Raw genomic sequence first — 13,354 nt, forward strand, 5'->3', positions numbered from 1 at the left:
GCTTTTTATCTTCGCTTTGCTTAAAAATTGTGCAAAATTCCCCGTGGTTTCTCCCTGAGACGATGACAACAGGGTAAACTACGCCCCAAATCTAGTCGCATCCTGCGATATGAGTGAAATAAGCGAGCATCGCATGTCTGAATCTACTTCCCCCATCTCTTTTTCCGATCTGCAACTGAGTGCGCCTTTGCTGCGCGCCTTGCAAGATGTCGGCTACGAAACCCCGTCACCTATTCAGGCGGCGACCATCCCTTACCTGATGGATAACCGCGACGTCCTCGGTCAGGCGCAAACGGGCACCGGTAAAACGGCCTCATTTGCCTTGCCTATTCTGTCGCGTATCGATATTCGTCAGACCACGCCGCAAGCACTGGTGCTGGCACCGACCCGCGAGCTGGCGATTCAGGTTGCCGAAGCATTCCAGACCTATGCGCGGCATATTCCCGGTTTTCACGTGTTGCCGATTTACGGCGGGCAAAGCTATGGCCCGCAATTGTCGGCACTGCGCCGTGGTGTGCACGTGGTTGTCGGTACGCCTGGTCGCGTGATTGATCACCTCGACAAAGGCTCACTCGATTTATCTGCGCTCAAAACGCTGGTGCTTGATGAAGCCGATGAAATGCTGCGTATGGGCTTTATTGATGACGTGGAACGCATTCTGCAGGAAACACCGGAAAATCGTCAGACCGCCTTATTTTCGGCAACGATGCCATCGGCCATCAAACGCATTGCCCAGACATATCTGAACAAGCCTGCCGAAGTCACGATTGCGGCTAAAACCGGCACGGCCGACAATATCCGCCAGCGTTACTGGCTGGTATCCGGCATGCATAAACTGGATGCTTTGACCCGTATTCTCGAAGCAGAAACCTTTGACGGCATGATCATCTTTGCACGTACCAAACTCGGTACCGAAGAACTCGCCGCCAAGCTTGATGCCAGAGGCTTTTCTGTGGCCGCGATCAATGGCGATATCAATCAGCAGCAACGTGAACGCACGATCCAGCAACTGAAAGACGGCAAGATCGATATTCTGGTGGCGACCGATGTGGCCGCACGTGGTCTGGACGTTGAGCGTATCAGCCACGTGATCAACTACGACGTGCCGTATGACCCTGAAAGCTATACGCACCGTATTGGTCGTACTGGCCGCGCTGGTCGCAGCGGTGAAGCGATATTGTTCATCACACCGCGTGAGAAAAATCTGCTGAAAGCGATAGAACGTGCGACCCGCCAGCCGGTATCGCCACTCGAATTGCCAACGATACAGACCGTGAACGATGTCCGTATTGCCCGCTTCAAAGATCAGATCACTGCGACATTGGCGCAGGACGGCTTGCAAGAATTCACATCGTTGATCGAAGCTTACGAACAGGAACACAATATTCCTGCCATCGAAATCGCAGCCGCATTGGCGAAAATGGCGCGCGGTGATGAACCATTGCTGCTCGATAAAAATCGTCGTGAAGTTAAAAACGATGATAGCTGGCGCGATGAACGCCCAGCACGCAGCGATCGCGGTGAACGTCCTCATCGTGATCGTGGTGAACGTGGCGAGCGCGGCGACCGTGGCGACAGATTTGAGCGCGAAGACCGTGGTGCACGTCGCGAACATAGCCCGCGCGTTGCCGAACCTGGCATGCAAACCTACCGCATCGCGGTTGGCCATGAGCATGGTGTAAAGCCCGGTAATATCGTTGGTGCGATTGCGAACGAAGCCAATATTGAATCGAAATTCATCGGCCGCATTGATATTTACGACGATTACACTATCCTCGATCTGCCTGATAATTTGCCAGCAGATATGCTTGATCATCTGAAATCGGTACGGGTAGCTGGTCAGTCTTTGCGTATCAGTGCCGAAAAAGCGGGTGTCGCCGCTGCACCTGCCGCGCGCCCTGCACGTGCTGAAACTCGTGACGAACCGCGTGCTGAGCGCGCACCGCGTATCGTTGACAGCGCACCCGGCAGCCGTTTGAATCAGGTGGTCGATCGTGCTTTCACTAGCAAAGAAGACGACGAGCCACGTCCGGCTAAATCGAAAAAAGACAAGGAAAAAGTCAGCATTCCTATGCAGACTTATCGTATCGAAGTCGGCAAGGCGGATGCTGTCACGCCAGCGAATATCGTCGGTGCGATTGCCAACGAAGCGGGGCTGGAAGCGAAATACATCGGTCGCATTGCTATTTTCGACGATCACAGCACACTCGATCTGCCGGATGGGATGCCGAAGGAATTATTGCAGCAACTCAAGGATGTCTGGGTTGCCGGTAAACAAATACGGATCAGCGCAGTTGGCTCATCAAGCGGCGGCATTGCGGCGGATTTTCCATCCGGCCCGAAACGTGGCGGCGGCGATCGTCGCGTTGCTGAAAAAGCGCATGGCAAACCGGGTTCTAAATCCGCGAAACCAGGCGAACGCCGTCCATCCAAGTTCGATAAAGACAGTGGCACCACGCGTCGTAAGTCAGCTAAATAAGACTGTCATTGTTGCGATATGAAGGAATAAAAAAAACCGCCAAAATGGCGGTTTTTTTTATCGCTGACCAGAGTGTCGCAATTATTTCTTTGCTGCTTCTGCTGGCGCTGCAACCGGTGCTGGTGTTGCAGCTGGGCTGGCTGCCGCAGCGGAAGCTGGCGCGGCTGGCACTACAGCGGTGATTTCAATTTTTGCTTTGGCTTTCAGATCATCAAAAGTCTTTTTCAGATTTTGCTGTTGCAATTGCTGAGTCAGAGGTGCTTTGACATCGTCCAGCGCAGGCACTGCCAATGGGCGACTGTCATCGAGAATGATGACGTGGTAACCAAATTGGGATTTGACTGGTGTTTCAGTGAATTTCCCTTTTTCCAGTTTCGCGACGGCTTCACCGAATTCCGGCACCATGCTGCGTGGATTAAACCAGCCCAGATCGCCGCCTTTGCCTTTGGAACCAGGGTCTTGTGATTTTGCTTTTGCCAGACCGTCGAATGCTTTCACGTCTTTCTTGATTTTGGCGATGATGTCTTTGGCTTCTTCTTCGCTGGCGACCAGAATATGGCGCGCCTTAAATTCTGTGCCGCCGGCAGTAGTTTTGAATTTATCGTATTCCGCTTTCAGTGCTTCATCGCTGACGGTCGCGGTTTTCATGTAGTCTTTAACGTAGGAATTGGCGAGGATAGACAAACGCGCCATGTCCAGTTGTTCTTTCACTTCAGGTACTTTATCCAGACCTTTGTTCGTCGCTTCCTGCGCGACCAGAATTTGCATTGCCAATTGGTCGATCACCATTTTGCGTGTTTCTTGATTATCCGGCATGCCTTGCGCTGCCTGCTGCTGCATGATCTGATCCAATTGTTTTTTGCTGATAGGCGTGCCATTTACAGTCGCGGCGACTGCTTCTTTGCTTTCCGCAGCGGCAGAAGCCGGGGCTGACGCTGAAGCGGCTTTATCCTTATCATTACAAGCGCTGAGCGCGAACAGAGCAATAGCGCTACCCAAAACTACACGGGATTTGATCGACATGAAAATTTCCTTAAATGTGAACTGCGGTTGAAATTCGTTTCAGCTGCGACGCAGCATTATCACGATTTTGCAGCAGACGATAATGTCTGATGCTTCCAAAATAAAATTGCCGCTGAATTTTACCCGCAATGCGTGGTGAGTTGTAGAACTCATTTCATCAATAGGGATGAGTGCGAGCAAGGCGATTCGGGATGCAGTGCAAGGCGTCGTCGCGCAGCTAAGGCTGGTGCCTTAGCAAGCGGCGCAACGCTGCAATGCGCCCGAATCGCCAGCTCCCGGAGGGTTTGCCTCATAATGCGTGCCGGACTGCGTTGGACTCGTTATCAATAGCACCGCTATTGACTGCCTCGTCCGCCTTGCCAGCCCACGTTATGAGACAAACGCATCTCACCCATATTGATGAAATGAGTTCTGGTTATTCATTTTTCATGACTTTCTCAGGATTTTCTTCTTTGAGCAATGTTCTGCCAACGGCACAGAAATGCAGATAAATACGTCCATTTCACGGCGTATTGTTTTCCAACTGCGCGGCAGGCAGCATACAATGCAAGCTGATTCTATACAGTGAGCATGCACCATGAGTGATACCAGCAAAGATACGGTTCCCGACAATCTCGCCGGGATGCTGCCGGTCGGCATGATTAATGGCGGCGGCACCGCAGCGGCGGCGATGGCGCAAGTCGCGCAGCGTAAGCGCGGTGTGCCGGGCTGGGAGGCCTTTCATTACGAGCGGATTTCACCGACAGAATTTGAAGTGACAGGTGGCGTTGCCGTGAATATCGGCGGCGTCAAAAAATTTCAGACCACGGATGACGCATTGACGGTGACAGAAGCAGAAGTGCTGGCCGCGATGCGCGCGGCGCAGGAAGCCTTGCCGCCCGTGCCGCAGGCTTTACTGGAACAGGATTTACTGGCCGCGGACATTGGTAAAACCGTCAGCGGCACCGAGCAGCAGTTTTTGAAAGTGGTGTTTGCCTTGCCTGCCGATGCTGCTGGCAGGCAAAGAATTTTGCAGGCATTTCAGTTACAGGCGAATTTTTTCGGCGCGAAAGTGCAAGCCTGTTCTTTACATGAAACGCAGCCTTACAACTGATTTTTGCAGATTTTTTTACGGATATTCATTTTTCCCGGAATACATGCCCGCATAGAATAAGGCTCGCAGCCCAATAGTCGGCTGCGAGCCTTATTTATCAAGGAGTTTGATTTTTTTATTGCGCGGACTGCTTATTCACTGTCCCTGACACGCAGGAAGGTCGCAAATTTCGGTATGCCATTCGCACTCAGATCGCGATAACGATAAGTGACCGTGCTGCCGATGGCGGGTGGTGATTGCCGTTGCACGTCGCTCAGGCCGCTGCCGAGCCGGAAGCGCTGACCTTCCGGCGTTTGCACCAGTAAGGCACCCAACAAACCCTGATATTTTCCGCGCCCCGGTTCATGGCCGATGACCACGGCTTCTGCATCCAGATGTAATTTGAGTTTCAGCAGCACATCCGAGCGGCCGGTCTGCCAGACGGCATCCGCCTGATGCAGCATCAGGCCTTCCGCTCCCTCGCTGATGATTTTTTTCAACAGTGCCTGCAGTTCGGCGTGGTCGCCGACGCGCTGCTGCGGCAATACCTGCAACCAAGGCACCTGGCTGCGTGCAACGCTATTTCTGAGCGTGACCAGACGTTCGCTGAAACTGCCGCTGCCTTCGGGTAATTCATAAATCTGATAGCTGATTTGCCGCCATTCTGCCTCGTCAGGAATCTGCCGCCGGACTGCTGCAGACAAGGCTTCAAACCGGCGTCGCCCCATCCATAATTCACCATCCAGCGGATGTGCCGGCAGGGCGGCAATGAACCACGCCGGTGCTTGTATCAGGCGGCCACTGCGAAAGCGCAATTGCTTACCATCCCAGATCGCCCGCACACCATCGAGTTTTTCACTGACCAGATACGCCGCCGGATTCACTTTCGCATGGTAATTGCGCGCCAGCAGTATCGCCGGTGTGTCGATGTCGGTAGCCGCGATGGCGCTATCTGGCAGCAATGCCATTGGCGTAACGACACCAGCGAGGCACAGACTCAGAACGAGCGCGCGTAACCGGGGCAGAGGCAAACGTGAAGGCAGAGGATTGCAACGCATAATGAGCTTTCTGTCGAATGAATCATCAGTGAAATCAGTGAAAAATGAGAAGACTGAGAACGGACACAGAGTACTGACCAGAGTGCAGCATCGCCATCAGGCTGATTGGCTCTTATTCATAGCTGCTTTTCCCAGTAACCAACATCAATCCAGCGGCCAAACTTAAAGCCGACTTCCTTGAAGTGGGCGACCTTTGTCATACCAAATTTTTCATGCAGCGCCACGCTGGCCGGGTTCGGCAGGGAGATACCCGCGATGACTGAATGCATGCCACGTTGTTGCAGATCGTCGATCAGATGCACATACAGTTGCGAGCCGATGCCGCTTTGTTTGCGTTCAGGGCTGATGTAGGCGGATATTTCAACCGAAAACCGGTAAGCATGGCGGGTTCGCCAAGGGCTGGCGTAAGCGTAACCCAGAATGACGTCATCTTCCTCGCAGACGTACCACGGCAAACCCGCTGCAAATACGGCAGCGATACGTTCTGCCATAGCTGGTGCGCGCACGGTGGTGTCTTCGAAGCTGATGGTCGTGTTCAGAACATAGCGGTTATAAATGGCGCAGATTGCAGCGGCATCGTCAGCGTTGGCTAAACGGATCACAATTCATCCTTTAACAAAATCAATGTGCGGCAAGGGCTCTTATTGGAGGAAGAAACATAAGGGCTTATTCGTGTTTCTCATCCTTATTCGCAAAAAGCCTCAAAAATCGAATTGATTATGATATTTATTTATCATTTTGTCTTGTGGTTTTTACATCATATTGGTTCTTTGTCATCTCTGTTCCGGCTGTTCGCAGCAGGCAAAACAGACTTCGCTGATAATAGGCATCCCAAGCATTGCTTGTCTGAGTCCGGGAATCGCCCGCCACAAGCTTTGCGTCACAGGCAGACGATATGGCTCTTCTTTCTATTCTTGATCTTTCCCCGATTGCACAAGGGACGGAACCTGCGCAATCCTTTAAAAATTCACTCGATCTGGCACAACATGCCGAACGCTGGGCGTATCACCGTTTCTGGCTGGCAGAACATCACGGCATGCCTGGCATTGCCAGCGCCGCCACTGCCGTTCTCATTGCGCACGTGGCTGGCGGTACGCGGACTATCCGCGTGGGCGCTGGCGGCATCATGTTGCCGAATCACCCGCCTTTAGTCATTGCCGAACAATTCGGCACGCTGGAATCGCTGTTTCCGGGTCGCATTGATCTTGGCCTGGGTCGTGCGCCGGGTTCCGATCAGCGTACTGCACGGGCTTTGCGACGTAACCTGAGTTCAGATGCCGATGAATTTCCGCAAGATGTGGCGGAATTGCTCGATTACTTTTCTGATGAGCCGCACTCTGCCGTGAAGGCGGTACCGGGGGCTGGTTTGCATGTGCCGGTGTGGATACTCGGCTCCAGCCTGTATGGCGCGCAACTCGCGGCAGCGATGGGCTTGCCGTATGCGTTTGCCTCGCATTTCGCGCCGCAGCAGATGATGCAGGCCGTGGAAATTTATCGTGCCACGTTCCGGCCGTCGGCGTATCTGGCAAAGCCGTATGTGATGCTGGGATTCAATGTGTTTGCCGCCGATACCGATGACCAGGCGCATTTGCTGGCAAGCTCGGCGCAGCAGGCTTTCGTCAATTTACGTAGTGGCAGACCGGCGAAGATTCCACCGCCAGTAGAAAATTTCATGCAACAACTGGGTGAAGGCGAGCGCGCATTGCTGAACCAGATTCTGGCCTGTTCAGCCATCGGTTCACCCGCGACGGTCACACAGCAGATGCGTGATTTCATTTCCCGCACCGGTGCCGATGAACTGATGATCGCCTCGAATATTTTTGAGCATCAGGCACGTCTGCATTCGTATGAAATCGTGGCAACAATAAGTTCTGCCTTGTCATAAAAAAAGCCTGCCAACTTTCGGTTGGCAGGCTGTAAAAAATGCTGGAGGATACTTAGGAGAAAACCCCAGCACGGGGATAACTGCTGCAGCTTGTCCTTTATTTCACCTGATCTGCACCGGACAGGCTCACTGTGGCAACGCCAGTGCTGGTTTTGCGCCCACTGATGAGCCGCCACAATTTAAGCAGACTGCGATAGATCAGGCGGACAAAGGTCAGCGTGAAAAATGCTTCCAGCATGGTGACGATAAATGCCAGCGATGGATGATAACGGGTGCCGCGCGCATGCATCTTGTCCATCATGCGATCTTTCGCAATTTCTATGCTGTCGTAGAAAGTCGGTACGACCAGCAAGGTCAGCAAGGTTGAGGTGATGGTGCCGCCGATAATGGCGATTGCCAGCGGACGGTAAAATTCACCGCCTTCACCCAGCCCCAGAGCGACCGGCATCATACCGGCGATCAGTGCGAACGTTGTCATCAGAATCGGACGCAGACGCACGCGACCAGCCTGCATCAGCGCTTCTTCGCGGTTCATGCCTTCGGCTTCATTTTTACGTGCCGCATCGAGCAACAGAATCGCATTTTTGGCCACCAGACCCATCAGCATGATGACGCCGATCAGACTCATCAGATTGATCGTGCTGCCGGTGATCAACAAGGCCAGAACGACACCGATCAGCGATAAAGGCAGCGACAGCATCACGCCCAGCGGCGCGGTGAATGAGCCGAACTGCATCACCAGAATCAGATACATCAGACCGATACCGGACAACAATGCAATCATCATCGCGCCGAACACTTCTTCCTGATCCTGACCCGAACCGGTAATGTTCAGACCGTAGCCTGGCGGATAGTTGAACGACTCCGCCAGTTTCTTGGCATCGGCAATCACTTCACCGTTCGAGCGACCCTGTGCATTGGCAGAAACGGTGATCGTCCGCTTGCCGTTGCTGTGCTCAATGCCCGACGGCCCTTTGCCCATGCTGATACTGGCGATCTGATCCAGCGGCACCATCTGGTTAGTTCCGGTGATGGCGATCGGCAGGCGTTCGATGTTTTCTTTGCTGACACGGTCATCCGGATGCAGGCGCACCGCAACGTCGCGGGTTTCACCGGTAGGATCGACCCAGTCACCGACTTCTATCCCGGCAAATGCAACGCGCAAAGCTTGTGCTGCATCATTCGAAGAAATGCCCATAGAATTTGCCAGACCACGGTTCAGTTCTATCTTCAGTTCTTTTTTCGGATCTTGCTGAGACAAGCCGATATCGACCGCGCCCGGCACGTTCTGCAGTTTTTCCATATAAGCACTGGTAATTTCCAGCAGCTTGCGTGAATCCGGGCCGGTAAATTCTATCTGCACCGGTTTCCGTGCACCGTTGTTCAGATCATCCAGAACAGTGTATTCCGCACCGACCAGGGGTTTGATTTTATTCCGCAATTCAACCGCAATTTCTTTGGCGCTGCGTTTGCGTTCAGTTCGCTTACCGATGTCGACATAGATACGACCACCCGACGGTGTGATATTACTATTAGTGTCTTTGGTCTCTGCGATTGTGCGCGCAATGGCGGCTGCTCTTTCCATTTTCAGGCGTGCATATTCCAGAGAAGAAGAAGCCGGTGTACGCACTTCTATCATCAGGTTGCCGGAATCTGCGGTCGGCAAAAAGCTGGTGCCGCCCCATTTGACTTGCAGACCGAGAGCCGTAATCAGGCTGACCAGCGCAATCGTGCCCATCCAGCGGCGATGATGTAAAGCCCAGGCAATCACACGGCCATAACGGTCAGCCTGATGATCAAACCAGTCATTGAAACGTGCCAGTATTTTTCCCAAACCTTTTTTCGGCGCGGTGTGATGATCTGGTGGATCGCCCCAGTAGGCCGACAACATCGGATCCAGTGTGAATGAAATACCCAGACTGACTAATACCGAGCAGGTCACAGTCAGCGCGAAAGGCCGGAACCATTCACCCGGCATCCCCGGCATAAAGGCGACAGGAATAAATACCGCAATAATCGAAAATGTGGTTGCTGCCACCGCCAGACCGATTTCTGCGGTGCCTTCCAGCGCTGCCGTGCGGCGGTCTGACCCCATCTGCATGTGCCGCACAATGTTTTCACGCACCACGATCGCATCATCGATCAGTACACCAATCGCCAGTGACAGACCAAGCAGGGTCATGAAATTCAGGGTGAAGCCACACAACCATACCGCGATAAAAGCCGCGACCACCGAGGTTGGTAAGCTGAGTGCGGTAATCAGCGTGGAACGCCATGAATTGAGGAATGCATACACCACAAAAATCGTCAGACCGGCACCGAGTACCAGCGATTCAATCACGTTATTCAGGCTGTTCTGTGCATCTTTACCGCCATCGCGCGTGATTTCAAGCTTGGTGCCTGGCTGATCTTTTTCAAAACCGCCATTAATTTCTTTCACCATTTCGCGCACGGCGGTCGCAACGCTGACCGTGCTTGCTTCGCGCGATTTCGTGATTTGCATACCGACATTCGGTTTGCCGCTGCGTATGCTTAAACCATTGATGTCGGCAAAGCTGTCTTCAATAGTAGCGACCTGCGCAAGACGCACGATCTGATCGCCATTCCGTTTGACGACGATGCCCTGAAATTCTTCTGGTGACTCGATGCGTCCGACCAGACGTATGCTTTCTTCATCCAGCTTGCCGCGAATTTTTCCGACCGGTGCGTTGGTATTCTGATTGCGCAGAGCATTCACGACTTCGCCGACAGACACGTTAAATTCGCGCAGTTTTTCAGCACGGAGTAAAACCGATAATTCGCGTTTCAGCGAGCCATTTACAACCACTGTGGCAACACCGGGAACTGCACGGAATTTATCGGCCAGCAGATCTTCCGCCATCCGCGAAATTTCGGCATGGCTCAGTTTGCTTGAAGACAGCGCCATGTTGATGATAGGTTGAGCCGATGGATCCCAGCGTTTGATGACAGGTTCACGCATTTCTGTCGGCATTTTGTAGCGCACCGCAGAAATCACATTGCGCACATCATCACTGGCTTCGATCATGTTCTTTTTAAACACGAATTCAATGTCGAATTCAGCAAAGCCCTCGTTTGCCGACGAATACAGGGCTTTCACACCCTGTACGCTTTGCAGCGACTTTTCAAGACGGTTGATAATTTCACGTTCTGCCGTATCTGGCGAAGCGCCGGGATAAGTGATGATCACCGATAAGCCGGGAACTTCGACGTCCGGATTCTGATTGACCCGCAATTTGCTGAGTGCCAGCAAACCCAGTGCCATCAGGGCGATGATCATCACGATGGTGGCGATCGGTCGCTTGATACTGAAATCAGATAAAAACATAATCAGTTGCCTCCGCTGGAGATAGTGGTCGATGCCGGCAGATTCCCACCGATCGCCACGTCGACTTTTGGTGTTGTTGCCATTTCGATTGCCTGTCCGTCTCTGAAGCTGGAATTCGGGCTACGCATGACGACATCACCCTCAGCCAGCCCGCTGCGCACTTCGTAGTGACCAGTGCGCTGATCGCGTTTTCCTATATTCAGATCAACCCGTTTCAGGGCTTTTCCATTAATCCGCCAGGCATAGGATTTATCTCCCGCTTTCACTAATGCGCCTTCCGGTAGCGTGAGGGCATTCACTGTCGTGGATTCGATATTGCCTTCGGCGTACAGGCCCGATACGCGCGGCTGATTACTGTCGGCAAACGCCACCAGCACCTCCACCTGACGCGTGACATCGTTCGCCGCCGGGTCAACACGAGTTACCTTGCCGCGGAATTCCTGACCGCCATAACCGTTGATGCGGAAGCTGACTGGCTGACCGATTCTGACCTGGGCAATTTTGTCGGCAGAAACGCGCCCGGTAAAACGCATACTGGTCGGGTCGATGACTTTGACCAGTTCTTTTCCAATTGCTGCGGTATCGCCGGCAGAGACTTTGCGTTCGCTGACGACACCGTCAAACGGTGCCCGCACGATTGTGCGTTGTAATTGCTGGCGCGCGGTACTGGCACGGGCGCGGGACGCGGATAATTCGCTGCGTGCCGCGTTGACTTTGACTTCCGCCTCATCGAGCGCCTGTAACGAGGTCATTCCTGAGGCCCGCAGTGTCTTGAGCCTTTGCAGCGCGCGATCTGCCTGATCCAGTGCGAGCGCTGCGCTGCGCGCATTGTCTTCGGCTGAATTCAGATTTTCCCGGATAGAAGTTTCATCGAGTCTGACCAGTACATCTCCACGCTTGACGACATCCCCGTTCTCTTTCAGTACCTGAAGCACGATCGTGGACACTTCTGCCCGCAGATCTGCTTTACGTTCAGGCTGAATTGAACCGGTAACGACTGGGCCGGATGCCAGCGCATTGCTTTGCACCTTCATGATGTCTTCCGGAGCGATGATCAGTTTTGGCGCTGCCGCGGTATCCTGTTTATCCGCTTTGCTTGTGGCGCTGCTGGCAGAAGCCGCATTTTTTGGTTTTTCTGCTTCTTTATTGCTGCAAGCGGCGAGCGTTGAGGCAATAGCGAGGACAATAAGTGTTTTTCGTAACATGAGAGGTCTCTTGCGCAAGTGAGAGGGACGGGATGATACTGAACCGGAAGTATTCCGAAGTCGCCGTGCTTGGACAAGAGGCAAGGATTTAAGTTGCCTTTTTTGATGGATGAAATGCTAATTTCAGGGGATGAAATGCATTCAGAGATGAAGCAACGTGAAATACCAGCGACGTATTTGGGACAGACGGGAGGATTTCAAATACGGTGATGCTGTGCCCGGAATGCACGGAACGTCCATACAACAGGCTATTTGTGGCGATCAGTCTGTAAAAAGTCTTTGAGGCTTACTTTTGCAAACGGGCAACCAGCCCTTCGGATGCGTCTTCAATGTAATCCAGCACCAGATCAAAGCCGCTCACGCCGCCATAATATGGGTCGGGCACTTCTTCCGCCTGAGTATGTTGAGCGTAATGCATCAACAGATCCAGCTTATGCTGATAGGGTTCAGGGCACGCCGCCTGAAGTAGGGCGAGATTACTTTTATCCATCGCCAGCAGCAGATCGAAGTTAACGAAATCTTCCGCTTTTATCTGGCGTGCCCGCTGCTGTGACAAATCAAAGCCACGTTTGACCGCAAAACCATGTGAGCGCGCATCAGGCGGTTCACCGATGTGATACGCATGTGTTCCGGCGGAATCGATAACTAATTGTTCTGATATCCCCGCCGCTTTCGCTTTGGCGCGAAACACTCCCTCCGCCGTCGGAGAGCGGCAGATATTCCCCATGCAAATGAAGAGAATAGAGGTGACTTTAGGAGTGTTCATCTTAGCGCAACGGCCAATAGCTGCTATTTGTAACTAGCGGGGGACTGATGTTAACACGCTGGGAAAGGGAAAAAGCGGTTCACCGGGCGGGTAAATGTCAACGATTTATAAATTTATCTGTTCCTGCGTTGAGGCGGAATGATGTCCCGCGAAATAAATTCCTGAGCGTTGCCAGAATGCACGGAAGAAAAAAGAATGCCGCAAATCACTACGACTTATCGCAGCATGTTTGCTCTCGCCTGCTTATTCGTTACGGTAAATGTATAAGGCCGCGCATAGTACCGTGCCAGTGGCATACAGCCAGCGCGTATCGCTGCCGGTGAGGTAAGGGTAGAGCATCAGCGCAATTCCCAGCCATTTACACTTCGTCTGTTCCATCTTTTTGCCGTAGCGATACGCTGCAAAGCCGACGATGCCAAAAAGAAGCGCGCCAAAAATATACGCAGGTGTCGGCAACATACTGAATAAAGTTGCCTGTAATTCCTGTTCATCCATTATCTGTTCCTGTGATTGAAAGACG

10 protein-coding genes are annotated in these 13,354 nt (G+C 52.8%); 3 read left to right on the top strand and 7 right to left on the bottom strand.

From position 1 onward, the window contains the following. Positions 1-133: 133 nt before the first annotated feature. Entirely contained in the window at positions 134-2,479 is a 2,346-nt protein-coding gene (locus Undi14_RS00925; protein ID WP_200177568.1) for a DEAD/DEAH box helicase, read from the top strand. Between the two features lie 81 nt (positions 2,480-2,560). Here the strand turns inward: Undi14_RS00925 and Undi14_RS00930 are convergent, their stop codons facing one another. After that, entirely contained in the window at positions 2,561-3,502 is a 942-nt protein-coding gene (locus Undi14_RS00930) for a peptidylprolyl isomerase (protein WP_186884021.1), read from the bottom strand. A gap of 577 nt (positions 3,503-4,079) precedes the next feature. On the opposite strand from Undi14_RS00930, the gene Undi14_RS00935 reads away from it, so the two are divergent. Then, a complete protein-coding gene (locus tag Undi14_RS00935; RefSeq protein ID WP_200177569.1) occupies positions 4,080-4,595 on the top strand; it encodes a hypothetical protein in 516 nt (171 codons plus the stop codon). Positions 4,596-4,726: 131 nt separating this feature from the next. On the opposite strand, the gene Undi14_RS00940 is transcribed toward Undi14_RS00935, so the two are convergent. Beyond that, positions 4,727-5,632 (bottom strand): DNA ligase, encoded by a 906-nt coding sequence (locus Undi14_RS00940; protein ID WP_234030354.1) that lies wholly within the window; start codon positions 5,630-5,632, stop codon positions 4,727-4,729. 116 nt (positions 5,633-5,748) lie between these two features. Then, positions 5,749-6,234 carry an arsinothricin resistance N-acetyltransferase ArsN1 family B gene (locus tag Undi14_RS00945; protein WP_190476688.1) on the bottom strand — a complete coding sequence of 162 codons (486 nt, stop codon included), beginning with the start codon at positions 6,232-6,234 and terminating at the stop codon, positions 5,749-5,751. A 293-nt stretch (positions 6,235-6,527) separates the two neighbouring features. Here Undi14_RS00945 and Undi14_RS00950 point away from each other — a divergent pair, with 293 nt between their 5' ends. Continuing rightward, positions 6,528-7,517 carry an LLM class flavin-dependent oxidoreductase gene (locus Undi14_RS00950; RefSeq protein WP_200177570.1) on the top strand — a complete coding sequence of 330 codons (990 nt, stop codon included), beginning with the start codon at positions 6,528-6,530 and terminating at the stop codon, positions 7,515-7,517. Positions 7,518-7,614: 97 nt separating this feature from the next. Here the strand turns inward: Undi14_RS00950 and Undi14_RS00955 are convergent, their stop codons facing one another. The 4 genes from Undi14_RS00955 to Undi14_RS00970 all read right to left on the bottom strand — a co-directional run bounded on the left by Undi14_RS00955 (position 7,615) and on the right by Undi14_RS00970 (position 13,329). Then, on the bottom strand, positions 7,615-10,863 hold the full coding sequence (locus tag Undi14_RS00955) for an efflux RND transporter permease subunit (protein ID WP_200177571.1): 3,249 nt from the start codon (positions 10,861-10,863) through the stop codon (positions 7,615-7,617). 2 nt (positions 10,864-10,865) lie between these two features. Then, complete coding sequence (locus Undi14_RS00960; protein WP_200177572.1) at positions 10,866-12,068, bottom strand: efflux RND transporter periplasmic adaptor subunit; 1,203 nt, start codon at positions 12,066-12,068, stop codon at positions 10,866-10,868. 286 nt (positions 12,069-12,354) lie between these two features. Further along, positions 12,355-12,834, bottom strand: a complete 480-nt coding sequence (locus tag Undi14_RS00965; protein WP_200177573.1) for a low molecular weight protein-tyrosine-phosphatase — start codon at positions 12,832-12,834, stop codon at positions 12,355-12,357. A gap of 243 nt (positions 12,835-13,077) precedes the next feature. Next, positions 13,078-13,329 (bottom strand): hypothetical protein, encoded by a 252-nt coding sequence (locus Undi14_RS00970; protein ID WP_200177574.1) that lies wholly within the window; start codon positions 13,327-13,329, stop codon positions 13,078-13,080. Positions 13,330-13,354: the final 25 nt, after the last annotated feature.

This window comes from Undibacterium sp. 14-3-2 (assembly GCF_016595265.1).
Lineage (GTDB): Bacteria > Pseudomonadota > Gammaproteobacteria > Burkholderiales > Burkholderiaceae_D > Undibacterium > Undibacterium aquatile.

What these genes read in the sequence shown, in the direction of transcription:
- Undi14_RS00925 (WP_200177568.1), top strand. Translation starts at nt 134, where the DNA reads ATGTCTGAATCTACTTCCCCCATCTCTTTTTCCGATCTGCAACTGAGT.
- Undi14_RS00930 (WP_186884021.1), bottom strand. Translation starts at nt 3,502, where the DNA reads ATGTCGATCAAATCCCGTGTAGTTTTGGGTAGCGCTATTGCTCTGTTC.
- Undi14_RS00935 (WP_200177569.1), top strand. Translation starts at nt 4,080, where the DNA reads ATGAGTGATACCAGCAAAGATACGGTTCCCGACAATCTCGCCGGGATG.
- Undi14_RS00940 (WP_234030354.1), bottom strand. Translation starts at nt 5,632, where the DNA reads ATGCGTTGCAATCCTCTGCCTTCACGTTTGCCTCTGCCCCGGTTACGC.
- Undi14_RS00950 (WP_200177570.1), top strand. Translation starts at nt 6,528, where the DNA reads ATGGCTCTTCTTTCTATTCTTGATCTTTCCCCGATTGCACAAGGGACG.
- Undi14_RS00955 (WP_200177571.1), bottom strand. Translation starts at nt 10,863, where the DNA reads ATGTTTTTATCTGATTTCAGTATCAAGCGACCGATCGCCACCATCGTG.
- Undi14_RS00960 (WP_200177572.1), bottom strand. Translation starts at nt 12,068, where the DNA reads ATGTTACGAAAAACACTTATTGTCCTCGCTATTGCCTCAACGCTCGCC.
- Undi14_RS00965 (WP_200177573.1), bottom strand. Translation starts at nt 12,834, where the DNA reads ATGAACACTCCTAAAGTCACCTCTATTCTCTTCATTTGCATGGGGAAT.
- Undi14_RS00970 (WP_200177574.1), bottom strand. Translation starts at nt 13,329, where the DNA reads ATGGATGAACAGGAATTACAGGCAACTTTATTCAGTATGTTGCCGACA.